The sequence below is a fragment of the Cytophaga hutchinsonii ATCC 33406 genome, assembly GCF_000014145.1.
GTDB lineage: Bacteria > Bacteroidota > Bacteroidia > Cytophagales > Cytophagaceae > Cytophaga > Cytophaga hutchinsonii.
The window spans coordinates 3,873,070-3,897,480 of the sequence record NC_008255.1 but is presented as its reverse complement, the minus strand read 5'-3'; the positions used below and the strand labels follow the sequence as shown (position 1 = coordinate 3,897,480).

Annotated in this window: 27 protein-coding genes; 9 read left to right on the top strand and 18 right to left on the bottom strand. The window is 37.6% G+C overall.

Features of this window, described 5'->3' with window-relative positions:
* The first annotated feature begins 4 nt into the window (after window positions 1-4).
* Together cysS and CHU_RS16615 are read left to right on the top strand one after the other, a co-directional pair.
* Entirely contained in the window at window positions 5-1,498 is a 1,494-nt protein-coding gene (gene cysS, locus CHU_RS16620; RefSeq protein WP_011586761.1) for a cysteine--tRNA ligase, read from the top strand.
* Window positions 1,488-2,507, top strand: coding sequence for a M28 family peptidase (locus CHU_RS16615; protein WP_011586760.1), 1,020 nt, complete (start codon window positions 1,488-1,490; stop codon window positions 2,505-2,507). Before cysS ends, CHU_RS16615 begins: the two co-directional genes overlap by 11 nt.
* On the opposite strand, the gene CHU_RS16610 is transcribed toward CHU_RS16615, so the two are convergent.
* The 13 genes from CHU_RS16610 to CHU_RS16550 form a co-directional block, all read right to left on the bottom strand.
* On the bottom strand, window positions 2,502-3,380 hold the full coding sequence (locus tag CHU_RS16610; RefSeq protein WP_011586759.1) for a S66 peptidase family protein: 879 nt from the start codon (window positions 3,378-3,380) through the stop codon (window positions 2,502-2,504). The two genes, CHU_RS16615 and CHU_RS16610, sit on opposite strands and share 6 nt — an antisense overlap.
* A gap of 46 nt (window positions 3,381-3,426) precedes the next feature.
* Complete coding sequence (locus CHU_RS16605; protein ID WP_011586758.1) at window positions 3,427-3,999, bottom strand: OmpH family outer membrane protein; 573 nt, start codon at window positions 3,997-3,999, stop codon at window positions 3,427-3,429.
* A 52-nt stretch (window positions 4,000-4,051) separates the two neighbouring features.
* Window positions 4,052-4,702, bottom strand: a complete 651-nt coding sequence (locus tag CHU_RS16600) for an OmpH family outer membrane protein (protein WP_011586757.1) — start codon at window positions 4,700-4,702, stop codon at window positions 4,052-4,054.
* 36 nt (window positions 4,703-4,738) lie between these two features.
* Window positions 4,739-5,278, bottom strand: coding sequence for an OmpH family outer membrane protein (locus CHU_RS16595; RefSeq protein WP_041932466.1), 540 nt, complete (start codon window positions 5,276-5,278; stop codon window positions 4,739-4,741).
* Window positions 5,279-5,282: 4 nt separating this feature from the next.
* Window positions 5,283-7,829, bottom strand: a complete 2,547-nt coding sequence (gene bamA / locus CHU_RS16590) for an outer membrane protein assembly factor BamA (RefSeq protein WP_011586755.1) — start codon at window positions 7,827-7,829, stop codon at window positions 5,283-5,285.
* Entirely contained in the window at window positions 7,830-8,585 is a 756-nt protein-coding gene (locus CHU_RS16585; protein ID WP_041932465.1) for an isoprenyl transferase, read from the bottom strand.
* 53 nt (window positions 8,586-8,638) lie between these two features.
* On the bottom strand, window positions 8,639-9,334 hold the full coding sequence (locus CHU_RS16580) for a DUF6089 family protein (RefSeq protein ID WP_011586753.1): 696 nt from the start codon (window positions 9,332-9,334) through the stop codon (window positions 8,639-8,641).
* Between the two features lie 2 nt (window positions 9,335-9,336).
* Window positions 9,337-10,320, bottom strand: coding sequence for a DUF6089 family protein (locus CHU_RS16575; RefSeq protein WP_011586752.1), 984 nt, complete (start codon window positions 10,318-10,320; stop codon window positions 9,337-9,339).
* A gap of 87 nt (window positions 10,321-10,407) precedes the next feature.
* Window positions 10,408-11,286: an NAD kinase gene (locus CHU_RS16570; protein ID WP_011586751.1), complete on the bottom strand. Its 879-nt coding sequence runs from the start codon at window positions 11,284-11,286 to the stop codon at window positions 10,408-10,410.
* Between the two features lie 10 nt (window positions 11,287-11,296).
* Window positions 11,297-11,962, bottom strand: coding sequence for a CBS domain-containing protein (locus CHU_RS16565; protein WP_011586750.1), 666 nt, complete (start codon window positions 11,960-11,962; stop codon window positions 11,297-11,299).
* Window positions 11,952-12,725, bottom strand: coding sequence for an alpha/beta fold hydrolase (locus tag CHU_RS16560; protein WP_011586749.1), 774 nt, complete (start codon window positions 12,723-12,725; stop codon window positions 11,952-11,954). The genes CHU_RS16565 and CHU_RS16560 overlap by 11 nt, the downstream gene beginning before the upstream one ends.
* 104 nt (window positions 12,726-12,829) lie before the next feature.
* Window positions 12,830-13,348 carry a CvpA family protein gene (locus CHU_RS16555; RefSeq protein ID WP_011586748.1) on the bottom strand — a complete coding sequence of 173 codons (519 nt, stop codon included), beginning with the start codon at window positions 13,346-13,348 and terminating at the stop codon, window positions 12,830-12,832.
* 7 nt (window positions 13,349-13,355) lie between these two features.
* A complete protein-coding gene (locus CHU_RS16550; RefSeq protein WP_011586747.1) occupies window positions 13,356-13,817 on the bottom strand; it encodes a GatB/YqeY domain-containing protein in 462 nt (153 codons plus the stop codon).
* Between the two features lie 65 nt (window positions 13,818-13,882).
* On the opposite strand from CHU_RS16550, the gene CHU_RS16545 reads away from it, so the two are divergent.
* The 4 genes from CHU_RS16545 to metK all read left to right on the top strand — a co-directional run bounded on the left by CHU_RS16545 (window position 13,883) and on the right by metK (window position 17,477).
* Entirely contained in the window at window positions 13,883-14,599 is a 717-nt protein-coding gene (locus CHU_RS16545) for a pyridoxine 5'-phosphate synthase (protein WP_011586746.1), read from the top strand.
* A gap of 4 nt (window positions 14,600-14,603) precedes the next feature.
* Window positions 14,604-15,368: an alpha/beta fold hydrolase gene (locus tag CHU_RS16540; protein WP_041932464.1), complete on the top strand. Its 765-nt coding sequence runs from the start codon at window positions 14,604-14,606 to the stop codon at window positions 15,366-15,368.
* A gap of 46 nt (window positions 15,369-15,414) precedes the next feature.
* Window positions 15,415-16,134, top strand: a complete 720-nt coding sequence (locus CHU_RS16535; protein ID WP_011586744.1) for an SAM-dependent methyltransferase — start codon at window positions 15,415-15,417, stop codon at window positions 16,132-16,134.
* Between the two features lie 83 nt (window positions 16,135-16,217).
* Window positions 16,218-17,477 carry a methionine adenosyltransferase gene (gene metK / locus CHU_RS16530; protein WP_011586743.1) on the top strand — a complete coding sequence of 420 codons (1,260 nt, stop codon included), beginning with the start codon at window positions 16,218-16,220 and terminating at the stop codon, window positions 17,475-17,477.
* Window positions 17,478-17,527: 50 nt separating this feature from the next.
* On the opposite strand, the gene hpf is transcribed toward metK, so the two are convergent.
* The 5 genes from hpf to CHU_RS16505 all read right to left on the bottom strand — a co-directional run bounded on the left by hpf (window position 17,528) and on the right by CHU_RS16505 (window position 20,458).
* Window positions 17,528-17,827 carry a ribosome hibernation-promoting factor, HPF/YfiA family gene (gene hpf, locus CHU_RS16525; RefSeq protein ID WP_011586742.1) on the bottom strand — a complete coding sequence of 100 codons (300 nt, stop codon included), beginning with the start codon at window positions 17,825-17,827 and terminating at the stop codon, window positions 17,528-17,530.
* 26 nt (window positions 17,828-17,853) lie between these two features.
* Entirely contained in the window at window positions 17,854-18,735 is an 882-nt protein-coding gene (locus tag CHU_RS16520) for a tyrosine-type recombinase/integrase (RefSeq protein ID WP_011586741.1), read from the bottom strand.
* 63 nt (window positions 18,736-18,798) lie between these two features.
* Entirely contained in the window at window positions 18,799-18,996 is a 198-nt protein-coding gene (gene rpsU / locus CHU_RS16515; RefSeq protein WP_011586740.1) for a 30S ribosomal protein S21, read from the bottom strand.
* A 76-nt stretch (window positions 18,997-19,072) separates the two neighbouring features.
* Window positions 19,073-20,212 (bottom strand): acyl-CoA dehydrogenase family protein, encoded by a 1,140-nt coding sequence (locus tag CHU_RS16510; RefSeq protein ID WP_041932463.1) that lies wholly within the window; start codon window positions 20,210-20,212, stop codon window positions 19,073-19,075.
* Between the two features lie 27 nt (window positions 20,213-20,239).
* Window positions 20,240-20,458, bottom strand: a complete 219-nt coding sequence (locus CHU_RS16505) for a hypothetical protein (RefSeq protein WP_011586738.1) — start codon at window positions 20,456-20,458, stop codon at window positions 20,240-20,242.
* Between the two features lie 131 nt (window positions 20,459-20,589).
* Between CHU_RS16505 and CHU_RS16500 the strand changes: the two genes are divergently transcribed.
* The 3 genes from CHU_RS16500 to CHU_RS16490 all read left to right on the top strand — a co-directional run bounded on the left by CHU_RS16500 (window position 20,590) and on the right by CHU_RS16490 (window position 24,410).
* Window positions 20,590-21,912 (top strand): UDP-glucose dehydrogenase family protein, encoded by a 1,323-nt coding sequence (locus tag CHU_RS16500; protein WP_011584297.1) that lies wholly within the window; start codon window positions 20,590-20,592, stop codon window positions 21,910-21,912.
* Window positions 21,913-22,121: 209 nt separating this feature from the next.
* Entirely contained in the window at window positions 22,122-23,102 is a 981-nt protein-coding gene (locus CHU_RS16495; RefSeq protein WP_011586737.1) for a UDP-glucuronic acid decarboxylase family protein, read from the top strand.
* A gap of 9 nt (window positions 23,103-23,111) precedes the next feature.
* Window positions 23,112-24,410, top strand: coding sequence for a nucleotide sugar dehydrogenase (locus CHU_RS16490; protein WP_011586736.1), 1,299 nt, complete (start codon window positions 23,112-23,114; stop codon window positions 24,408-24,410).
* Window position 24,411 lies beyond the last annotated feature (1 nt).

Here is a 24,411-nt window from a genome sequence, read left to right as displayed (position 1 = left end):
AATAATGACAGCAGAAAAATTAGTCGTATACAATACACTTACCAGAAAAAAAGAAGTATTTGAACCGATACATGCACCTCATGTAGGCATGTATGTATGCGGTCCAACAGTATATGGGGAGGGGCATCTGGGTCATGCACGAAGTGCCATTACATTTGATATTGTTTTCAGGTACCTGCAGCACTTAAAATATCAGGTGCGTTATGTCCGCAATATCACAGATGTAGGACACCTTGAACACGACGCGGATGAAGGTGAAGATAAAATTGCAAAGAAGGCAAAGCTGGAAAAAGTTGAGCCGATGGAAATAGTACAGCGCTATACAGAATACTATCACGACGCACTTCGTAAACTGAATGTACTGCCTCCGAGTATTGAGCCTACAGCATCCGGCCACATTCCTGAACAGATCAGAATGGTAGAAGAAATTCTCTCCAGCGGATATGCATATGAAAATACCGGTTCGGTATATTTTGATGTAGAAAAATTCACGAATGATAAAAATAAGTACGGACATTTATCCGGCCGTATTTTAGAAGACCTGATCAGCGGCACGCGTTCACTGGACGGGCAACACACTAAAAAGAGTTCAGCGGATTTTGCTTTATGGAAGCTGGCATCTCCTGAACACATTATGAAATGGGATTCTCCATGGGGAAAAGGTTTCCCGGGCTGGCATTTAGAGTGTTCAGCCATGAGCACGAAGTACCTGGGCGAAACATTTGATATTCACGGCGGCGGAATGGATCTCATGTTCCCGCACCACGAATGTGAAATTGCACAATCGGTTGCTGCAAATAAAAAAGAACCTGCAAAGTATTGGTTACACAACAACATGATTACCATCAACGGACAAAAGATGGGAAAGTCATTGGGAAACTTTATTACATTGAATGAATTGTTTACAGGTAATCACACGTTGCTGGAACAGGCCTATTCACCAATGACTATACGGTTCTTTACATTGCAGGCGCATTACAGAAGTACACTGGACTTTTCAAATGATGCATTAAAAGCAGCGAACAAAGCATTCAGAAAAGTAATGAATGGCATGAAGATGCTGAATAGTCTGGAATACAGCACCGACATTGTTGAACAGGACCAGGCATTAAATGATGAAATAAATAAAATCATTGCGGATTGCTACAAAGGTATGTCAGATGATTTTAACACAGCAATTACAATTGCATCCTTATTCAATCTGATCAAAAAGATCAATGTGTTCTATTTGCAGCAAAAGTCAACAGCTGTACTTTCAAAAGAAACATTTGAACACATGAAAACAAGTTACACTACGTTGGTACATGATGTATTGGGGCTTGTAGATGAAGTTGCTGTAAATCCGGAAGGGTTGATAAAAGGTTTGCTTGATTTATATAAGGAAGCAAAAGAAAATAAACAATACGATAAAGTTGACCAGATCCGCGCTTACTTTAAGCAGCAGGGGTTAGCGATAAAAGACATGAAACATGGAATTGACTGGGCATATGAAGAATAACAGATATAGTATTTTCAGGAATGCAATTTGTATTGCTGCAACAGCAGGGATGTTGTTTGGTTGCGGGCCTGATAAGAAACCGGTTGAAAAGGTTGCGGAAGAAGTCGTGCTGCAACCCATGGTAACACCTGACTTTAACAGCGATTCTTCGTATGAATATGTTTCCAGACAAGTGGCATTCGGGCCAAGAGTACCGAATACAAAACCACATATGGATTGCGGTGAATACCTGGCAAAATTTTTTACAAAGCATGGCGGCTGGGTTTACAGACAGCAGTTCTCTGCAAAGGCTTTTGATGGAACGGATTTAAGACTGAAAAATATTATTGTATCCTACAATCAAAAAGCTACAAAACGTATCCTGCTTGCAGCACACTGGGATACACGCCCGTTTGCAGACCAGGATGAAGTTGACCCTAAGAAACCAATTGATGGTGCTAACGATGGCGCAAGCGGTGTTGGAATTTTAATGGAGCTGGCTCGTGTAATTAATCTTGCAGAAAAAAAACCGGATGTGGGTTTTGATATCATTCTGTTTGACGGAGAAGATTATGGACAGCCAATGTATTACCCGGGCCCGTATCAAAACGATAGCTGGTGCTTAGGTTCTCAATATTGGGCGAAGCACAAATTTCCGGCGAACTATTCTGCTTACTATGGAATTTTGCTGGATATGGTTGGTGCAAAAGATGCAACCTTTGCTAAGGAAGGTGTATCGGTAGAAAATGCTCCTTCTGTGGTAAACAATGTATGGACAACGGCTGCACGTTTAGGTTATGGGAAGCATTTTATAAATGTTATGAGCCAGCCAATCACAGATGATCATACTTACATCAATAAACTCGCGCTTATCCCGATGATTGATATTATTGAATATGAAAACAGTGACGATGTTTATTTTGGTTCATACTGGCATACACATAATGATAATATGAATATCATAGATAAAAATACACTGAAAGCAGTAGGTCAAACATTAATTGAAGTTCTGTACAGGGAAAAATTATAAGTACCTGAGTGTAATTTCAGATTTAGCTACAATCAACTCACTTTTCAATCCCAATATGACTGGCATATTGGGGGCTTCGTGCCCGGCAGGAAAATCAAAGCATATGGGAAATGTGTACTCTTTTGTATGCGAAAGAATAATATCTGTAACAGATTGCCCGAATTCATCTTCGTGTGTAATGTCTGTCATATGACCAACGATTAGCCCTTTAAGCTTTTTAAGCTTGCCTGAACGTTTGAGTTGAACCATCATGCGATCTACTCTGTATGCAGCTTCACCAACTTCTTCAATAAATAAAATTTTATTATCGGTAATGATTTCCGTAGCTGTACCTATGGTTGAACAGATAAGCGTTAAATTACCGCCTGTGATGGGTGCTTTAGCTTTGCCGGGTCTATTGTTTTTATTTGAACGAAGCAGGTAATCAGGAAAATCATTTTTTAAAATAGCAGTTACTAAGTCAACCGCTTCTTTGTGGTTGTCATCTGCAGCCTGCGCCACCATTGGTCCGTGAATGCTTGGTATGTTATGATTGGATAAATGAATGTGAAATGCTGTGATATCGCTAAAGCCAATGATCCAGGAAGGCTTTTTAAAAAACTTTTTCCAGCTGATCGTATCTATGATGCGTGTGGTGCCATATCCGCCGCGTGCCACCCAGATAGCCAATGCATTGGGGTCATCTAAGGCAAGTTGCAAATCATATTGACGATCTGTATCAGTACCTGCAAAATATCCTTTTTTTTGAAAGATGGATTTGCCGGCTTTAATTAAAAAATCAAAACCCGATACATAGCTTATGCCTGCTGCAAGGTTTATTTTATTTACCGCGCCAGCGGGGGAAACAACATGAATAACGGATGAATCTTTCATGTGTTAAATATAAAAAAAGTCACGATGTATATCGTGACTTTTTTATTTATTTGGAAGGGGTTGTTGTGGTTGGAGTAATAACAACTCCCATATCTTTTAAAACCAGATTAGAGATATCGTCCTCTGCTTTATTTTTAGCATAGAGGATAATTGCTGAACCACCTGAATCAACATGCGTACTGATGATGTAGGTATAATTATTAGCAGCAGCAACTTTGTCAATAGATAATTGAATTTTATTGAGTAGCGGATCAAGCATAGATATTGATTTGCTTTGCAGATCTTCCTGAGCGGTTGTTTCAAACTGCTGGATAGATTGCTGCATTGTCATCAATTCTTTTTCTTTGTCTGCTTTTACAGCGGGTGGTAATACGCTTCCGCCTCTTTTATAATCTTCAAGTTTAACCTGATATTCGTTGTACTTGCTTTCTAATTGCTTCCGAAGCTGGTCTTCGTATGCTTGAAGGTCTGCTTCGATTTTTTTTGTATCGGGATGTTTGTTAATGATGTATTCAACATCCACAATACCGATCTTCTGAGGGATAACCTGAGCCTGAAGCTGTGCTGTTAAAAAAACAATGGATAAAATCAGTAGCAGGTTTCTTAATAGAGTATGCATAAACAAACATTTAGGGGGTAAAGTAAAAGGCCTCTAACCGAAGCCTTTTTATTTATTTTTTAGTAGGTGTTGTTGTTTTTGCAGGTGTCGTAGTATTTGTTGGTGTTGTAGTGTTTGTCGGCGTTGTTGTAGTATTCGCAGGTGTTGTTGTAGATGCCGGCACAACGATACCCATATCTTTTAAAACTAAATTTGAAATATCGTTTGCATCTTTATTTTTTGAATAAAGAACGATTGCGGATCCACCATAATCAACGTGTGTACTGATGATGTATGTATAATCATTTGCAGCAGCAACTTTATCAATAGACGTCTGTACTTTTTCAAGCACCGGTTCAAGCATGCTTAATGATTTGCTTTGTAAATCTTCCTGAGCTGTTCTTTCAAACTCCTGGATAGACTGCTGCATTCCCATTAGTTCTTTTTCTTTGTCTGCAATAACAGCAGCAGGCATTAAACCAGACTGCACACCTTTTTGATATTCATCTAATTTACGTTGATATTCTGCACCCTTGCTTTCTAACTGAGTTCTAAGTTGTTTTTCATATACCTGCAGATCTGATTCGATTTTTTTTGTTTCAGGCATATTGCTTAATATATATTCAACGTTAGCAGTACCGATTTTCTGTGTTTGGGCCTGTAGCTGTGAAGTAAGCGAAAGTGCAAAAAGTGCTACAAGAATTTTTGAGAATACATTTTTCATAATTCAATATTAAATTAATATGTGTTGTAAAGGGTTTTATTTATTTGTGGGGACTACATCATTTTTATCTCCTAGTCCCAAAGCTTCAAGTACTTTATCGGAGCAATCGTGTGCAGGATCTGTGTAAACCATTACCAGCTCACCTGCTTTATCAAAGATAATAGCATATTTTTCTTTTTTTGCTACTTTTTCAACTGCTGCAAATAATTTATCCTGAGCAGGTTTTACCAATTCCTGTCTTTTCAGGTACAGCATACCTTTAAAACCGAAATAATTGCGTTGAAGATCTCTTAATTTACCCTCATGTGCTGCAATCGTATCTAAACGTTCTTTGCGCATATCATCGGTAAGTAATATTTCTTCTGCCTGGAATTCTTCTTTCATTTTGTCAATTTTTGACTGTTTCTCTTCCAGTTCTTTTTGCCATTTCAACGAAAATTGATTTAACTCCGTCTGCGCTTTTTTATATTCGGGCATCTGGCTGATTATATATTCAGAATCGATGTAGCCAAATTTTTGTGACCAGGCCATTAACGAGGCTAAAGTCAAGAATAATGCCAAACATATCTTTTTCATATATCTAACGGATTTGTTGACCAATTGTGAACGTAACGTGCGGTTTGTAGGTAGGATTTGGATAACCAGGAACCTGATCAAATGGTACACCCCAGTCAATACCTATCAAACCAAATGCCGGCATAAATATTCTAGCACCCACACCTGCAGAACGATATACATTAAATGGATTTACATCATGAATATCGCCCCATGCATTACCTGCTTCAAAGAAGGTTAATACGAAAATAGAGAAAGACGGACTGTTAGAGATCGGATAACGCACTTCAGCAACAAATTTATCAAAAGCAACACCACCTGATTGCGTAGGCTTGATGGTATTGTTTCCATAACCTCTTAAACCAATGATGTCTGAACCCAATAAGAAGTTGTATCCGGAAAGACCATCACCACCCATGATATAACGTTCGAACGGACCTACACCAACGCCAGGCTGGTACGCTGCGATAACACCACCATGGAAACGTGCGTTGAATACAATTTTATGTTTTGATTTCTTTCTATGCTGCCATAACGTAGTAAACCACGAAGCATCAAAACCATATTTTTGATATTCTAACCACTTATAACGTTGAGACGCTTCTAAGTCCGGATCATCATAATTCAGTTTGTTGAAATAAGAATACGGAGGCGTGAAAGTCATGCTGAATGCCATGTTTGCACCCGATGACGGGAACTGGAAATTATCAATGCTATTTCTTGAAACCGTTAAGTTATAAGATAAGTTATTGGAATAACCAGTTGTATAACCGATCACTGCTGTAGAAGAACTGCTTTGATAATTATTAAGCGTGTAGCGTAATAAAGAGAACGTATGGTTGATTGTAAAGAAATCATCCGGCCATTTCAAACGTTTACCTACACTCACCGTTAATCCGCTTACCTGTAAAGAACCTGATTTAACACTTCTTGTACCATTATAAATAAGCTGGCTCTGCACAGAGTGCTGTAAACTTACAGATAAGGACGTTGGTTTTTTACCTCCTAACCAAGGTTCTGTAAATGAAATTGTATAGGTCTGGTATGTTCTTCCATTGGCTTGCACTCTAAAGGCAAGTCTTTGTCCATCACCGGCAGGTAGCGGGCTCCAGGTCTTAGGATGTTTGATATTTCTAAGAGAGAAATTGTTGAATACCAAACCAACCGTTCCTACAAATCCATAATAACCACCCCAACCACCGGATAATTCTACCTGGTCATTTGGTTTTTCAACTACAGTATAACCAATATCAACTTTACCTGTAGCCTGATTTGGAACAGGGTTCATACCTAATTTCTCATTATCGAAATAATTTAATGCCCCCAATTCTCTTTGTGTACGGATCAGATCGGCACGGCTGAATTTATCACCCGGGTACGTTCTCACTTCACGAAGAATCACATGATCGTGTGTTTTTGTATTACCATCCACTTCTATATGATTCACGATTGCCTGCTCACCTTCGTAGATACGCATTTCGATATCAATAGAGTCGCCTTCAATTAAAATTTCAACCGGGTCTATGCTAAAGAATAAATATCCATTATCTAAATAAAGCGAACTGATGTCTGGCCCGGCAGGATTGAAGCTAAGCTTGCGCTGTAACAGATCATTGTTGTATACATCACCTTTTTTAATCGCTAAAATTTCCTGAAGCTGTGCGGTACTATAAATATAATTCCCTTTCCAGGTAATGTTGCGGAAATAATACTTATTACCTTCTTCAAGCTGAATGGTAATATTTACGTGATCGTTTTTTACAGGGATTATAGAATCACTGACAATGCGTGCATCGCGATAACCTTTAGAGTTGTAGTATTCAATCAATGCTGCTTTGTCAGCTACATAGTTTTTATTTATGACTTTTGATCCCGTCCAGACATTGGTTAATTTCTGTCCTTTGGTTTTCTTCATTTTGGATTGAAGAGTTGCAGACTCAAACGACTCATTACCGGTAATGATTACTTTTTTGATCCTGACCTTATGTTTTTTGTCAACAACAACCCGTAAAATAACGTTGTTCTCTAAAATGGTATCCTTTGTCTGTATGATATCAACAGCTACATTCAGGTATCCTTTTTCTAAATAGAATTCACGGATTTTATTTTTTGCATTCTTTATTAAGGCATCATTTACAATTCTACCTCTTGACAAATCAATTTTGTCTTCTAAATCTTCACGTTCTGATTTTGTTGGTCCGTCAAAAATAAACTTTGTAAGTCTGGGACGTTCTTTGATAATGAATTCAAGGTAAATATTTTTAACCTCAATTTTTTTTACTACAACTTCTACATCGCCGATCAGCCCTTGTTCCCACAGCTTTTTAATGGCATTTGTAATTTCATCTCCGGGAATAGTAACCTTATCGCCGATTTTTAAACCAGTCAATGCAATAATTGCTTCAGGATCTAAAAACTGAACACCGGAGACTGAAATTCCTCCGATATAAAAGTCTTGCGGGGTCTCGTAATTTATATCTACGTTGTTTCTTTTAGCACCATATCTCCACTGGCTATTTGCTGTAAAAGTTATTACGAGTAATAAAAAAATGAGGTATAGAATCTTTTTCATTTAAGCTTTTGCTCCGTCCAATTGTTCACTAATTTTTCCAAAACGACGTTCGCGTTTCTGGAAGTCTACAATAGCTTTGTATAAATCATTTTTTCTGAAATCCGGCCAAAGCACATCCGTAATATGAATCTCAGTATAAGCAATCTGCCACAACAGGAAATTGCTCACTCTGAATTCTCCACTCGTGCGTATCAGCAGCTCCGGATCGGGTAACGTTTTATCAGAAAGGAATTGTCTGAATGTATTTTCGTTCAAAGAATTAATATCAAACGATTGATCTTTTACAGATGCAGTTAATTTCTTTATTGCTTCAAGAATTTCCCATCTGCCGCTATAGCTCAATGCTAACGTTAATACAACGCCGGTATTGTGTTTCGTTTGTTCGATAGTTTCGGATAATTCTTTTTGGCAGGAGAGGGGTAAAGAAGCCAAATCACCTATAGCATTTAACCGAATCTTATTTTTATTAAGTGTTGGTGTTTCACTTTTAATGGTAGATACTAAGAGTTCCATCAGCGCATTTACTTCCTCTTTCGGACGATTCCAATTTTCCGTTGAAAAAGCATACAACGTTAGATACTTAACACCTAATTGGGCACATGTTTCTGTCGCTTCTCTAACAGAAGTGATAGCACTTTTGTGACCAAAAATACGATTAAGTAATCCTTGTTTCTTTGCCCAGCGTCCATTACCATCCATAATAATGGCAATGTGTTCAGGCAATTTCGATGAATCTATTTGTGATTGGTATTCCATGAATTCTAATGAAGGGTAAATGTACAAATAAAAATACCCTTTTTAAAATCCTCTTACTGTGGACATATTACTTTCCAGAAAATATACCCCACAGTTATTCCGGAATAATAATACCAGTCTGTGCTATGGGAGTTGGTTATTGATTTTGTGGAGCCGGCCGGGTCGTAAATGCCGTCAATTGCGTCCGTAAAGGTTTTATTTATAGTAAATTGGAAATTTATGGTAAGATGCGCATTGGTTCTGTATTTGAACCCGCCACCAAAAGGAATGATCGGTTGGGCAATTGTATTTACTTTATAATCCGGATCAGATATGGTACTTTTATAATTTAAAATACCCAAACCTGCTGAGATATACGGAGAGAAATGCTTGCCGTTGCTTTTTTCAGTATAAGAGAAATCTAAAAAATTATACTCAAACATGGCAGTAACATCATTATAGATGGTAGAAAAGCTTGCCTTTCTATAATCTGCCATAGCATTGTTGTATTTACTGTCAGATGCACCAAGCATCCCGATACTGGTAGAAAACTTCAGCGCTGCTACTCTGTTAAAGTTTAATCTATAATAAAATTGACCAGCTGGTTTAAAGTTGGTAACATCAATATGCTGAACAATTTCGCCCGTGTAATTTGCTACTCCTAACCCAATGCCAATTTCATTTTTTTGAGCCTGTACGCTTAATGAAGCATAAATAAAAAAGATAGAAAGAATTACTCTATCTATCTTTTTAAAGAAATTCGATATCATTTTTATCTAAATTTTGGACAAACCACTTTCCCTGGAAAGATATATGTTAAGTGAAAGCCTGTAATTATATATACGTCTCTTCTGCCTTTTAAATCTCCGCGCTGGCCGCCTTGCTGGCCGTACGTACTGATACCTGTCCATCCGTCATTTTGATTCATCGGATGTCCGTTATAGCCTGTAAGTGTAGGCGAATAGTGGTTATCGGCACTGGCTGCTAATTCAGCATTGGATGAATATGCCTCATACGATCTGTCCGACATAATTCTGCTTTGATCGCCGTAGGCATCGGTAAGCGCCTGCTTGTCGTAATAAACGCCGGCAACATCATCCAGATAATCGGTTAATGTAAATCTCCAGCCAACATCAAAGGCCAAATCCCATTGTTTTGCCAATTTATATCTAAAGCCAACGCCAATAGGTAAGGCAATCTGGTTTCTGGAATAATTTTTTGGTCCGCCGGGTAAGCCCTGGCCTTCTGTATGTAAGTCTTTCAGATTAACCCAGTCTCCATCGGGCGTCTGGCCTTGAGGGTTGTGGTGAAAATACGCAAGACCAACAAACATATAAGGCGTATAGTCAGGTCGTTTGGTATATCTTCTTGAATTTTCAAACAGATCAATTACAACGTCAAACTTGAATTCATATATCTGATTTCTGAAAGAAAGATTGCGGTATAAACGATAAACGTTTTTGTTGGTGTAATCTGCACTTTCTGAATCATCTCCTTTAATTCTGCCGTAGGAGAATGTTCCTCTTAAAGAAACACGTGGCTTCCATCTGTATAAACCCGTAACGCCAAAATTATACCGTGTGAATTTAATACTCGGGCTTATAAAGCTCGGCCCCGGATCTAATTCCCCCACATAATTCATGGCATTAAGACAGCCGCCAATACTGTAATATCTGTATTTTTTAAAGCCTTGCTGCGCATGAGCATTAATACCCACTAAAAAAATAACGAAGAATAGTAATTTAAATTGCTTCATATTTAAATTTATAGAACTATGAACAAACGGTCAGCCATACTTTTTGTCAAAAGATGCTCAATATAAGACTATTATTCCAAATAGGCATTAATTTCGAGCATCCAATCCCCAATTTAGTTTGCTTCGAAGTGTTTTGTAATAGTTATAGTTTTTTAATTCTACTAGTTGAATCTTAAAGTCCTCTTTTTTTACGGATAATTTAATATTGGAAGAAACAATTTCAGCTCTTGAATCTAACGAAATAAGGAAATTTTGGTTTCGGCCTTCAATTTCGAAAGAAATATGACAACTGTCGGGCACAATCATTGGCCGTACATTCAGGTTATGGGGACTTATTGGTGTTATAATGAAATTCTCTGTTTTGGGATGCACTAAAGGCCCTCCGCAACTTAATGAGTAACCCGTAGAACCTGTTGGGGTAGATACTAATAAACCATCCGCCCAGTACGAATTGAGAAACTCACCATCAATGTAGGTATGCACCGTGATCATAGAAGAAGAATCTCTTTTTGTTAAGGCAAATTCATTCATGGCAAAATTTAAATCGCCGAAAAGTTTCTCATCAGAAATGAGTTTGATCAATGTTCTTTCAGAAAGCTTATAGGAGCCGGAGATTAATTCATCTACGGAGCCTTCCAGTTCTTCACGTGGTGTTGTTGCCAGAAAACCCAGGCGCCCAGTATTGATACCAACCAATGGAATATTCTGATCACCGATAAAGGTTGCCGATTCCAATAGCGTTCCGTCACCGCCTATGCTGAGCATCAGGTCTGGTTTGCCCAGGTCTGTTTTGTTTGTAAATGTAGTAAAGAAAGAAGGCAGAAGAATGTTGCATTGAACCAAATAATCAACAAACGATTCATTGATCAGAAACTGTATTTCTTTTTTCTGAAGATAATACAACAAGTGCTGTACATAAGGGATGTTATCCTCTTTGAATGGTCTGCCATGCAATGCAAAAATCATAAAAACAGCATTATATGTTTAGATATTTGAACAACATATCTAGGCGATCTTTATCTGTATTTTCAACGTCTGTTTCCTGAAATTGAGCAATGATGCGGTAGTCATAACGTTCAAGTGTAGCAATAACCCGGGTTAAATCTATTCTGTTCAGCTTTAAGGTTACTTTTAAATAGTCAGATTCTTTTGAATCATTCGTAACAAAAACGCTTAAAATTTTCGTGTCATTTGCCTCAATTAATCTGGAGATCTGGGCAAGTGAATAGTCAATCTCTTTCATTGCCAATACCAGAATACCTCCCGGACCCTGGCTTGCAAACATTTGTGCAATGGCTGCAGATGTTTCATTCACAGAAATAACACCAAGGTATTCATTGGTATTGCCAAGAACGGGTATAAGTTCCAAGTGATTTTGCGTAGCAAGATTGATTACATCGTAATAATGTGCACCGGCTTTAATAGCAATATCCGGATAACTTAAACGATAATCAGATATGGGTAAATTTGGATTGTTTTTTTCTAAAATAGAATCTTCATCAATGATCCCTTTATACATAAGCTCATCAACCACAGCAAGCTGTGTTAAATGAAATACCTCCATCCAGTTTAAAGCCGTCTGACTTGAGTCATTCAACTTTAGCGGGGGTATCATTTGATTGATAAGTTCTTCAGCTAACATTGGCAGTAGCGTGTTTGGTTATAAAACGTTCAAAGATAGAATTAAATTTTTCAGGTTGCTCCATCATCGGGGCATGGCCGCATTTATCGATGTAATAGAGTTCAGAATTTTTAATCAGTAAATTAAATTCATGCGCTACAAGAGCTGGGGTAATGGTATCATTCAAGCCCCAGATCAATAACGTAGGTTTATTGATTTTATGCAGATCACTGGCAATATTATGTCTTTGAGCCGATTTAGCAATAGCAATAATACGCATGCATTTGGGGATATCGCTGCATATCTGATATACTTCATCAACCAGTTCTTTTGTTGCCGTTTCCGGATAAAAGAAGGTATACTCAACACGTTCTTTAATGTAAGAATAATTTCCGCGTTTTGGAAATGATCCGCCCATTCCGTTTTCAAATAAACCAGAACTGCCTGTTAGGGTCAGACTTTTTATTTTCGATTGGTTTTTCAAGGCATACAACAAACCCACATGGCCGCCAAGTGAATTTCCAATCAGATTCAAATCCGTTAACTTTTTAAATTCAACGAATTTTTCTACAAAAGAAACCAAACCCTCCAGACCTGCTGATTTAATAGGCATTTCATAAATGGGCAACATAGGAATAATAACCCGGTAATTTTTACTGAAATAGGTAACCAGTTTTTCCCAATTGCTTAGTGCACCAAATAGTCCGTGCAGAAGAAGAAGTACTTCACCTTCACCTTCTTCAACAAACTTGAAGTCACCTTCTTTTTTAATAATCAACTCCATAAATCAACCAAAACGCATTGTACCAGTACTAACGTGCAATCTAAAACAAAGTTCTCAATATACCATATTCAATAAGCGGTACAATATGCGGATGCGGATATTTTTTAATCAATTAATTCTTTTACTTTTTCCATAATATCCTGCAACGGAATTATTTTACCTAAAAGTTTTATAACACTTGGCGAATATTCTGTGAGCCAAGTATATACAAATGATTCATCAATGTATTCTGCAGGAATTTTTAATCCGGATTTATCAAGCAGCCACAACAAACAGCCAAGCCCGAATGCTGCTTTCAGAATTCCGACCAATGCACCGGCATATTGGTCCAGGCTTCCAAACAGAGTTTGATGTAACACTGTTGTTAGGAATTTTCCAAGAAGAATAATTAAAATAAGTACAACAAGAAAGATGGCGATAAAGCTTACAACCGGTAATATACTTTCTTCTAAATCAAACCACTCTTTCAGTTTCAGGATGCCTTGCTGGCATAAATTAAACGCAGCGATTATGGCAATAACAAAAGCAACAAATGTAATAATCTGAATTAATAAACCTGTCTGATAACCTTTGTAGCCCCCATAGCCCAAAATCAGAATTAAGATAATATCAATTATTTCCAATATCGTATTATGCTAATGTTGCCAATACTTTTTTTACTGCTTCTGAAACAGCCTTACCTTCTGCTTTACCGGCTAATTCTTTTGACGCAACACCCATCACTTTACCCATGTCTGCAGGGCCTTTGGCACCAACTTTAGCAGCAATTTCTTTTACAACCGATTCAACTTCTTCTGCAGATAATTGTTTGGGAAGGAAACGTTCGATAACAGCAATTTCCTGTAATTCTTTTTCCTCTAAGTCTTTTCTACCTTGTTGAGCGAAAATTTCAGCAGATTCTTTCCGCTGTTTATATGCTTTCGTTAATATTTTAGATTCCTGTTCAGTAGTTAAATCCCCGCCTGTAGCACCTTTTTCGGTTTCAGCCAATAATATCATCGACTTGAGAGCTCTTAATCCTCTTAAATCATCTGCATTACGTGCAAGCATGGCTTTTTTAATTTCTGATTCAATTGTTGCTTTTAAACTCATAGGTCTTTTGTACTTTTGTATGTTGGTAAGACAAAAATATAAATAGAAGCACAGACTACAAGCACATGACCCGATTAAGTGTAAATATTAATAAAATAGCTACGATACGTAATGCCAGAGGCGGAAATAATCCGGATCTGTTGAAAGTAGCACTGGATTGCGAACGGTTTGGCGCAGAAGGCATAACTATTCATCCAAGACCTGATGAGCGTCATATCCGCTATCAGGATGCATATGATCTGAAAAAAATTGTAACAACAGAATTCAACATTGAAGGAAATCCGGAAGGAGAATTTATTGCGCTGGTGGAAAATATAAAACCGGATCAGGTAACACTTGTTCCGGATGCAGTTAATGCGATTACATCAAATGCCGGCTGGGATACTATTACACACCAATCGTTTCTTACTGAAATCATCAGCAATTTTAAAAAAGCCGGCATCCGTGTTTCTGTATTTGTAGATCCTGTAACGGCAATGGTTGAAGGAGCCGCGAAGGCAGGAGCAGACCGTGTTGAATTATATACAGAACCGTACGCCACTTCGTTTCATTCAAATAAAGAAGCAGCTATAAAAGAATACATAGAAGCGGCTGCAGCGGCTAAATCACTGGGATTGGGAATAAATGCAGGGCATGATCTGGATCTGTTTAATCTAAATTATCTAAAAAAGAATATCCCTTTCTTAGATGAAGTATCCATCGGGCATGCATTAATCTGTGACGCACTATACTATGGATTGGAAAACACGATACAGTTATATCTTCGTGAATTAAAAAAGTAAAGAAATGAAATTATTTTACAGAGAAACCGGAGAAGGCAAGCCATTAGTAATTCTTCACGGATTGTTTGGCTCATCCGATAACTGGATGACGGTTACAAAAGAGCTTGCATTGAAATATAACGTATATGTACTGGATGCCAGAAACCACGGTCAGTCTCCGCATGAGAATGTGCATACCTACCAGGCGATGGCGGCAGACCTGAAACAATTTCTGGACGATCATAACATTGAAAAACCAGTGCTGATCGGACATTCTATGGGTGGTAAAACGATTATGCGGTTCGCAGCAGAATATAAAGGCGTTGCAGAAAAACTGATTGTTGTAGATATTTCTCCCCGTTTTTATGGAAGACATCATCAGGATATTTTAGCCGGATTGAATGCTATTAATCTTGAAACACTTCAAACAAGAAACGAAGCAGATGCGATCTTAAGCAATTTTGTAGGCGATATAGGGGTTCGGATGTTTTTATTGAAAAGCCTGTATCGATCCAGTGAAGGGAAGTTTCAGTGGCGCATCAATCTGCCGGTTATTGAAGAACAAATTGATAATATAGGAGAACCTTTACCTGAGGAGGCACATATTGATACGCCTACGCTTTTCATAAGAGGAAGTGAAAGCGGTTACATTGAAGATAAAGACAAGGCTGTGATAGAAAAACATTTCACACAGTATACGTTAGAAACAGTACAGGGTGCAAGCCATTTTGTGCATGCAGAAAAACCAAAAGAAGTAATACAACTGATAGAAAATTTTATTGAAAACTAAATCTGTTTTGTTGTATCCTTCCGTTATTTAAAGCCATATCTCAGTCATGCATTCAAAAATCAAAACGGTATATCTTATTCCAAACGAATTGGCTGATGGTACAGCAGAAGCATACATTCCTGAAATTGTTAAAGAAAAATTATTATCTGTACGCATTATTTTTTGTGAAGATGCGCGCACAACCAGGCGCTTTATAGGCAAGTTACTACGGGGTAAAGTTTCTGTTGAAGAATATACATTATATGAATTAACAAAGGCTACAACCGATCAGCAGCTGAAAGAACAGATCAGTCAGATTGCAGAACCTGCAGAAGTAGGTATTATCAGCGATGCAGGCTGCCCTGGCATTGCCGACCCTGGCTCTTTACTGGTAGCTTGGGCGCATAAGAATGGAATAAAAGTAGTACCACTTCCCGGGCCTTCATCCATATTGCTGGCAATCATGGCATCCGGCCTTAACGGACAATCATTTGCTTTCAACGGTTATCTGCCGATTGACAGACAGGAACGTAAAAAAAGAATCAAAGAACTGGAACGGATAAGCAAAGCAGCAAAGCAGACACAGCTTTTCATTGAAACCCCTTACCGGAATGATAAAATGCTGGATGATTTAATTGATGTATGCGATAAAAGTACCCTGCTCACAATCTCTGCGGACCTGACCGGTGGTACGGAACAGATAATCACAAAGCCTGTTTTTCTATGGAAAAAAGGAGAGATTGAATTGGGAAAGCGGCCAACCATGTTCGGCTTTTTGGCAGTGTAAAAAAATATTTCTGAAATATAAACTTTTACCGTATTTTTGAGCAATTGTACAAATACAAAAGAATCAAAAAATACATATAATATATGCCTTATTTATTTACATCAGAATCTGTTTCTGAAGGTCACCCGGATAAAGTAGCAGATCAAATATCAGATGCTCTTATTGATCACTTTTTAGCATTTGATCCCAATGCAAAAGTAGCTTGTGAAACATTAGTAACTACAGGTCAGGTTGTATTGGCTGGTGAAGTTAAATCAAAGGCATATTTGGATGTGCAGGAAATTGCACGTGAAGTAATCCGTAAAATCGGATACACAAAATCCGAGTATATGTTTGAAGCAAACTCCTGCGGTATCTTCTCTGCTATTCATGAGCAATCTGCAGATATCAATCAGGGTGTTGACCGTAAGAAAAAAGAAGAACAAGGCGCAGGTGATCAGGGTATGATGTTTGGTTATGCAACTAACGAAACAAATGATTATATGCCATTGGCACTTGATCTTGCACATAAACTATTAATCGAACTTGCGGCACTTCGTCGTGAAGGCAAGCAAATCAAATACCTTCGTCCGGATGCAAAATCTCAGGTAACACTTGAGTATGATGATAACAACCGCCCGGTTCGTATTGATGCAATCGTACTTTCTACACAGCATGATGATTTCGATACAGAAGAAAAAATGCATAAGAAAATCGAAAAAGATATTGTTTCAATTCTTATTCCGCGCATCGTTTCTAAATATCCGAAGTATAAAAAATTCTTTGATGGAAAAACAAAAATCAAATATCATATCAATCCTACAGGTAAATTTGTAATCGGTGGTCCGCACGGCGACACAGGTTTAACTGGCAGAAAGATTATTGTAGATACATACGGTGGTAAAGGTGCACATGGTGGTGGCGCTTTTTCAGGTAAAGATCCATCAAAAGTTGACCGTTCTGCAGCGTATGCTACAAGACACATTGCTAAAAATTTAGTTGCAGCGGGTTTGTGTGACGAAGTATTGGTACAGGTATCTTACGCAATCGGTGTTGCTAAACCAATGGGTATTTATGTAAATACATATGGTACAGCTAAGGTTAAAAAGAACGATGGTGAGATTGCTAAGATCGTTGAGAAACTGTTTGATATGCGCCCTTACGCTATCGAACAACGTCTGCAGCTTCGCAACCCGATTTACAGCGAAACAGCTGCATATGGCCACATGGGACGTAAACCGGAGACGGTAACAAAATCATTCAAGAGCAATGATGGAAAAATAATTAAGAAAAAAGTCGAATTGTTTACATGGGAAAAATTAGACTATGTAGATAAAGTAAGAAAAGCGTTTGGTATTAAATAATACAAACACATTAAATAAAAAAACCTTCCTAACGGGGAAGGTTTTTTTATTTAATGACTAAGCGATTTTTCTTTTAGTTTAGAGAGCTGGTTTTTCAGTATATCATACGAAACATCAATCGCCTCTTCGAATGTACTGCGTTGTTCTTTCACAACAATTGAATTACCGGGCAGATTCAATTTTATATTTACGACCTTATTTCCTTTAGAATCGTTGGTGTCGAGTTTTAAGAATACTTCTCCATCAATAATCGAATCATTGAATGTCTCTAGTTTGTCTAATTTTTTTTGAAGGAAATCTAATAATTTCACATCAGCATCAAAATGGATGGATTGTACCTGCAGTTTCATAATTCTAAAAGTTTAAATGGTTAATACTAAGATTTAGGGTGGGCTTGATCAAATATTGCTTTTAATTTATCAATGCTATTATGCGTGTAAACCTGCGTAGCCGCAAGACTTGTATGGCCTAACAAATCTTTGATTGCATTTAAATCTGCTCCCTTGTTTAAAAGGTGAGTAGCAAATGTGTGACGCAAGACATGTGGGCTTCTTTTATCTACGGTTGTTACCTGGTCCAGATACATGCGCACTAATCTATAAATGAACATTGGATATACTTGCTCCCCGTTATTAGTAACGACAAAAAATTCGGTATTGTTACTAAATGATTCGGATTTCTTTTTTATAGTATATGCTTTTGCCAGTGTTATAAATGTATCGTGAATAGGAATGATTCGTTCTTTATTTCCTTTACCCAATACTTTAATTGTCTTTTGAAACATATTGACATCTGCATTTTTTAAACCAATAAGTTCAGAGAGCCGGATACCAGTGCCATACAACAATTCGAGCACAAGTTTATCACGCAGGCCTTCAAACGAATCTGCAAATTCAAATTTATCTAACAGGTCAGTAATATTTTCTTCTGCTACAAAAACAGGCAATGATTTTTTAACTTTAAGTGCGCGTATTTTTAAGGTAGGGTCTTTTGTGATGAATTCTTTTTTCTGTAAAAAATGATAATAAGATCTAAGACAGGCAATTTTCCTGTTTATAGATTTAGGTTCAAGTTCCTGATCCACAAGTGTAACAATCCAACTGCGAAGCATGGGATAATTAGCATGCTCAGGAGTAGAAAGTTCGTATGTAATAAGAAGATAATCAGAGAGATTCGAAAGGTCGTTTTTGTAAGAGACCGTGGTATGTTTGGAATACCTCTTTTCGAAAGATAAATATGTTAAAAATTCATTTACCATATTGTTTTACCGGAAGTAATATCCCAGTAAAACAATATAGATAAAATATTTTAATAAACGAAATTAGTCGTTTGAAGCAGCTTCCTGTAATTTAAGACGGTAAGAAGCACGAATTACTTCTTTTCTTAAACGTACTGATTTTTTCTCGTAGTAAGAACGAGCACGAAGTGCCTTTAAAACACCTGTTTTTTCAAATTTCTTTTTGAAACGCTTTAACGCTTTATCTATTGGCTCGTTTTCTTTGATGTTGATTACGATCATAACAATTCTTTTATTTAATAAGGACTGCAAATTTACACATTCATTATTAAATAAGCAATGCAGAATGTGAATAATTTTATTTTTGTAAGGACTTGGCAATCACAATTTTCTGTATTTCAGAAGTTCCCTCCCCAATTGTGCAGAGTTTTGCGTCTCTGTAAAATTTCTCTACCGGGTAATCTTTTGTATACCCATACCCCCCAAAAATTTGAACGGCTTCATTTGCAACACGTACGGATACTTCTGAGGCATATAATTTTGCCATTGCTGCTTCACGTGTCATGGGTTGTCCCTTCATTTTCATATCTGCCGCTTTATATGTTAATAAGCGGGCAGCTTCAATTTCTGTAGCCATATCTACCAGTTTGAAGGAGATACCTTGAAAATTACCGATTGGCTGGTTAAACTGCTGCCGCTCTTTTGAATACTGAAGTGCTGCTTCATATGCCCCCTGGGCGATACCTAAACTTAACGCAGCAATTGAAATCCTGCCTCCATCCAAAACTTTCATCGCTTGCTTGAAGCCGTCTCCGATATTTCCCAGAAGCTGACTTTTATGCACGCGAACATTATCTAGCAATAACTCGCAGGTTTCGGAAGCCCGCATACCCATTTTATTTTCTTTACGGCCATGTGTAAGGCCTTCCGTACCTTTTTCAATAATAAAGGCCGAAGAGAATTTCTTGTCTTCACTATCTGCATGACGTGCCAGCACAACTACTACATTAGAGGATTTAGCGTGCGTTATAAAGTTTTTGCTGCCATTCAGAATCCAATAATCACCGTCTTGCCTGGCAACCGTTTTCATATTTCCGGAATCTGATCCTGTATTTGCTTCTGTTAAGGCCCAGGCTCCAATCCATTTGCCGGTAGCCAGGAGCGGAAGATATTTAGCTTTTTGTTCTTCATTACCAAACGCCAGAATATGTCCGGTACATAGTGAATTGTGCGCAGCCATTGATAAACCTATCGAACCACACACTTTTGATATTTCCTCTAATGCAGTTATATATTCGAAATATCCCATTCCTGCACCGCCATACTGCTCCGGTACTAAAACACCTAACAGACCGAACTCACCCATTTTGTGAAACAGATCTACAGGAAATTCCTGTACTTCATCCCATTTCATAATATTGGGCCGAATGTATTTTTCTGCAACATCCTTGGCCATTGAAGCAATGAGCCGTTGGTTTTCAGTAGGTTCTAAATTCATAGTAGCAAAGATTGAAGCATAAATATATTAGTAAGCCATATCCCATTCATGACAAAGGGTTACTTTGTTTGCAAAATAATCATGAATAAGAATATCGGGCTGAAATCTCAATAAGTCAAATACGCTGTTATCCTTTGAAAAAAAATGTAAATTATAATTCTTTTCACGAAGTTCGTTTGTGATTGTACGAATGTTGTTAATGTTGTCTTCAAGAACAAAGACTTTTAACTGTTTTGGAGTATCCATAATAATTTACGGTTAAGTAGCATTATAATGGAATACGTTGAAAAACGAATAATAGTTGTTTTTTTGATGTGTTAACAAAGGAATATACCTCTATATTTTATATCTTGCCAGTAAATCTTTTTTTTAAAACAATGAAAATAGTAATAGTAGGAACGGGATACGTTGGTTTAGTAACGGGAACGTGTTTTGCAGAAGTAGGTATCGAAGTTGTATGTGTAGATATCGATCAGAAAAAAATAGACAATCTTAAAAACGGGATTTTACCGATATACGAGCCAGGCCTGGAAGAAATGGTAGAACGCAACGTTAAAAAGGGGCGTTTGAAGTTTTCTACAGATTTATCTCAAAGCATTGTTGATGCAGAAGTAGCCTTTATTGCTGTTGGTACCCCTCCCGGAGAGGATGGAAGCGCGGATCTGAAATATGTATTGGCTGTTGCAACTGCAATCGGACAATCTATGAAAAATGATATTGTTGTTGTTACAAAAAGTACGGTTCCGGTAGGTACTTCCTTAAAAGTTAAAAAAGCACTTCAGGAAGAACTGGGAAAACGTAATGCTTCCTTAACGGCATATGTATCTTCCAACCCCGAATTCTTAAAAGAAGGTGCCGCTATTGATGACTTCATGAAACCTGACCGTATTGTGGTTGGTATAGATGCTCCTCAGGCAGAAGAAACCATGCGCAAATTATACAAGCCGTTCCTGTTAAACGGTCACCCGATTTTCTTCATGGATATTCCTTCAGCTGAAATGACTAAGTATGCGGCAAACTCTATGCTTGCAACTAAGATCAGCTTTATGAACGACATTGCAAACTTATGTGAGATCGTAGGTGCAGATGTTAATCTGGTTCGCAAAGGAATCGGTTCGGATGCACGTATCGGAAATAAATTCATTTATCCGGGTGTAGGTTATGGCGGTTCCTGTTTTCCAAAAGATGTGAAAGCACTGATCAAGACAGCGAAACAAAACGGGTACGACATGCGCGTGTTAAGCGCTGTTGAAGATGTAAATGACGATCAGAAATACGTACTTGTTAAAAAAGTAAACAAGTATTTCAACAACGATCTGAAAGGAAAGAAATTCGGCGTTTGGGGTTTATCTTTCAAACCAAAGACAGATGATATGCGTGAGGCGCCATCATTGGTAATCATTCCGGAGTTATTAAAAGCAGGCGCAAGCGTTATTGCATATGACCCGGTTGCCATGCATGAAGCATCTCATACATTAAAAGACACCATCACCTATGCACAGGATCCGCTGGAAGTATTGGAGGGTATTGATGGATTACTGATCGTTACCGAATGGTCTGAATTCCGTTCTCCGGATTTTGACGTGGTAAAAAGCAAAATGAAGGGTAAGGCAATTTTCGACGGAAGAAATATTTATGATCCCAAAGAAATGAAAACACTGGGATTTGATTACTACTGCATCGGACTAAAAGCAGAATAAAACAATTAACATTTCAGAATAAATTCCAAAATACAAATAACAAATTTCAAACGGAAAAAATGTCTAATTCATTAGGTAAGCTACAACGAATAGTTGTTTCTGTTTTGGAATTTGTTATTTGGAATATACTTTAAGTAGGTTTGGAATTTGTTTTTTGTTATTTGGAATTTCATAATTAGTACTTTATCATTCAAAATACACAAATACTAATGGCTAAAAAAAGAGTACTTATCACCGGAGCGGCCGGTTTTTTAGGATCACACTTATGTGACCGTTTTATTAAAGAAGGCTATCATGTAATCGGGATGGATAACCTTATTACAGGAAATCTTAAAAATATTGAACATTTATTTCCGCTGGAAAATTTCGAATTTTATAATCACGACGTTTCCAAGTTTGTGCATGTTGCAGGTGATTTAGATTATATCCTTCATTTTGCATCACCGGCAAGTCCGATTGACTATTTAAAGATTCCGATCCAGACCTTGAAAGTTGGTTCTTTGGGAACACATAATTTACTGGGATTGGCGCGTGCTAAAAAAGCACGTATGCTGATTGCTTCTACTTCTGAAGTATATGGTGATCCGCTGGTTCACCCACAGACAGAAGACTACTGGGGTAATGTAAACCCGATTGGTCCGCGTGGTGTATACGATGAAGCAAAACGTTTTCAGGAAGCTATTACGATGGCTTACCACACGTATCATCAGGTAGAGACACGTATTGTACGTATCTTCAATACCTATGGCCCGAGAATGCGTCTCAATGACGGACGTGTATTGCCTGCATTCATTGGCCAGGCGTTAAGAGGAGAAGATCTTACTTCTTTTGGTGATGGTACACAGACGCGTTCATTCTGTTATGTGAGTGATCTGGTTGAAGGTATTTACCGCTTATTGATGAGTGATTATGCGTATCCGGTAAACATCGGGAATCCGGTAGAGATCACCATCAACGATTTTGCACAGGAAATCATTAAGCTTACCGGTTCAAATGTAAAAATTACTTTTAAACCATTGCCTACAGATGATCCCAAACAGCGTAAGCCGGATATCACAAAAGCAAAAGAACTATTAGGCTGGGAACCTAAGGTTTCCAGAGAAGAAGGTTTGAAAATTACCTACGACTATTTCAAATCACTTCCTAAGGAAGACTGGGATGTCTTGCCAAAAGAATTTAAAAAGAACTAAACGTTTCTCATGCCTACTTTCAGTAATCAACTGATTCAAAAAAATCAAACGTTAGCTGTTATAGGCTTGGGTTATGTAGGCTTACCAATTGCTTTAGCTTTTGCAAAAAAAGTTAAAGTAATTGGTTTTGATATCAATTCGAAACGAATCGATATCATGAAAAAAAATATAGATCCAAGCGGCGAGCTTAGAGAAAGTGATTTTTTAAACAGCGATATTTTTTTTACAGCTGAATTATCTGATTTAAAAAAGGCATCCTTTTATATTGTTACCGTACCAACACCTATTGACGAGTTTAATCATCCTGATCTTGCACCACTTGTTTCTGCAACCAGAACAATTGCTAAAGTATTAAAACAAGGTGATTATGTTGTGTATGAATCTACCGTATATCCTGGATGTACAGAAGAAGAATGTATTCCGTTGCTGGAGGAACTTTCCGGTTTGGTATGCGGCAAAGATTTTAAAGTCGGTTATTCGCCTGAAAGAATTAATCCGGGAGACAAGGAACATACACTTGCTAAAATTACAAAAGTAGTTGCCGGCTGTGATGCAGAAAGTCTTGACATCATTGCACAAACCTATGAGATTGTAGTTGATGCAGGTATCCATAAAGCATCATCCATTAAAGTAGCAGAAGCCGCAAAGATTATTGAAAACACACAGCGTGATGTAAACATTGCACTCATGAATGAGTTATCTGTGATTTGTGATAAACTAAACATCAATACGCTTGAAGTATTAGAGGCCGCCAGTACAAAATGGAATTTCCTGCCTTTTACACCGGGCCTTGTAGGCGGACATTGTATTGGTGTTGACCCCTATTACTTAACGTATAAAGCCAGAAAGCTTGGCTTAAACCCAAACGTTATTTTGAGCGGCAGATTGATCAATGATCAAATGCCGATGAACATTGCAAAAAAAATCGTTAAGTCTTTAATCAAATCCGGTACAGATATTTCAAAAGGACGGGTATTGGTGTTAGGCGTTACGTTTAAAGAGAATGTTGAAGACATAAGAAATTCTAAGGTTGCAGAATTAATAAAGGAATTACAATCTTATAGCCTGCAGGTAGATGCTGTAGATCCATACGCATCTTTTCAGGAATTTAAACATGAATATAATTTAGATTTTTCAACAGAAATAACGGGTACATATGACGTTGTTATATTAGCCGTATCTCATAAAGAATATCAAAAACTGAACATTGAGTACTTCGAAAACCTGTTAACAGAAAAAGGTATTTTTGTAGATATTAAAGGACTATACAGAAAACAAAATCATAGAAATTCCTATTGGACATTATAAA

Excerpts from the sequence above, each read along its gene's own strand:
- cysS (WP_011586761.1), top strand. The coding sequence starts at position 5 with ATGACAGCAGAAAAATTAGTCGTATACAATACACTTACCAGAAAAAAA.
- CHU_RS16615 (WP_011586760.1), top strand. The coding sequence starts at position 1,488 with ATGAAGAATAACAGATATAGTATTTTCAGGAATGCAATTTGTATTGCT.
- CHU_RS16610 (WP_011586759.1), bottom strand. The coding sequence starts at position 3,380 with ATGAAAGATTCATCCGTTATTCATGTTGTTTCCCCCGCTGGCGCGGTA.
- CHU_RS16605 (WP_011586758.1), bottom strand. The coding sequence starts at position 3,999 with ATGCATACTCTATTAAGAAACCTGCTACTGATTTTATCCATTGTTTTT.
- CHU_RS16600 (WP_011586757.1), bottom strand. The coding sequence starts at position 4,702 with ATGAAAAATGTATTCTCAAAAATTCTTGTAGCACTTTTTGCACTTTCG.
- CHU_RS16595 (WP_041932466.1), bottom strand. The coding sequence starts at position 5,278 with ATGAAAAAGATATGTTTGGCATTATTCTTGACTTTAGCCTCGTTAATG.
- bamA (WP_011586755.1), bottom strand. The coding sequence starts at position 7,829 with ATGAAAAAGATTCTATACCTCATTTTTTTATTACTCGTAATAACTTTT.
- CHU_RS16585 (WP_041932465.1), bottom strand. The coding sequence starts at position 8,585 with ATGGAATACCAATCACAAATAGATTCATCGAAATTGCCTGAACACATT.
- CHU_RS16580 (WP_011586753.1), bottom strand. The coding sequence starts at position 9,334 with ATGATATCGAATTTCTTTAAAAAGATAGATAGAGTAATTCTTTCTATC.
- CHU_RS16575 (WP_011586752.1), bottom strand. The coding sequence starts at position 10,320 with ATGAAGCAATTTAAATTACTATTCTTCGTTATTTTTTTAGTGGGTATT.
- CHU_RS16570 (WP_011586751.1), bottom strand. The coding sequence starts at position 11,286 with ATGATTTTTGCATTGCATGGCAGACCATTCAAAGAGGATAACATCCCT.
- CHU_RS16565 (WP_011586750.1), bottom strand. The coding sequence starts at position 11,962 with ATGTTAGCTGAAGAACTTATCAATCAAATGATACCCCCGCTAAAGTTG.
- CHU_RS16560 (WP_011586749.1), bottom strand. The coding sequence starts at position 12,725 with ATGGAGTTGATTATTAAAAAAGAAGGTGACTTCAAGTTTGTTGAAGAA.
- CHU_RS16550 (WP_011586747.1), bottom strand. The coding sequence starts at position 13,817 with ATGAGTTTAAAAGCAACAATTGAATCAGAAATTAAAAAAGCCATGCTT.
- CHU_RS16545 (WP_011586746.1), top strand. The coding sequence starts at position 13,883 with ATGACCCGATTAAGTGTAAATATTAATAAAATAGCTACGATACGTAAT.
- CHU_RS16540 (WP_041932464.1), top strand. The coding sequence starts at position 14,604 with ATGAAATTATTTTACAGAGAAACCGGAGAAGGCAAGCCATTAGTAATT.
- CHU_RS16535 (WP_011586744.1), top strand. The coding sequence starts at position 15,415 with ATGCATTCAAAAATCAAAACGGTATATCTTATTCCAAACGAATTGGCT.
- metK (WP_011586743.1), top strand. The coding sequence starts at position 16,218 with ATGCCTTATTTATTTACATCAGAATCTGTTTCTGAAGGTCACCCGGAT.
- hpf (WP_011586742.1), bottom strand. The coding sequence starts at position 17,827 with ATGAAACTGCAGGTACAATCCATCCATTTTGATGCTGATGTGAAATTA.
- CHU_RS16520 (WP_011586741.1), bottom strand. The coding sequence starts at position 18,735 with ATGGTAAATGAATTTTTAACATATTTATCTTTCGAAAAGAGGTATTCC.
- rpsU (WP_011586740.1), bottom strand. The coding sequence starts at position 18,996 with ATGATCGTAATCAACATCAAAGAAAACGAGCCAATAGATAAAGCGTTA.
- CHU_RS16510 (WP_041932463.1), bottom strand. The coding sequence starts at position 20,212 with ATGAATTTAGAACCTACTGAAAACCAACGGCTCATTGCTTCAATGGCC.
- CHU_RS16505 (WP_011586738.1), bottom strand. The coding sequence starts at position 20,458 with ATGGATACTCCAAAACAGTTAAAAGTCTTTGTTCTTGAAGACAACATT.
- CHU_RS16500 (WP_011584297.1), top strand. The coding sequence starts at position 20,590 with ATGAAAATAGTAATAGTAGGAACGGGATACGTTGGTTTAGTAACGGGA.
- CHU_RS16495 (WP_011586737.1), top strand. The coding sequence starts at position 22,122 with ATGGCTAAAAAAAGAGTACTTATCACCGGAGCGGCCGGTTTTTTAGGA.
- CHU_RS16490 (WP_011586736.1), top strand. The coding sequence starts at position 23,112 with ATGCCTACTTTCAGTAATCAACTGATTCAAAAAAATCAAACGTTAGCT.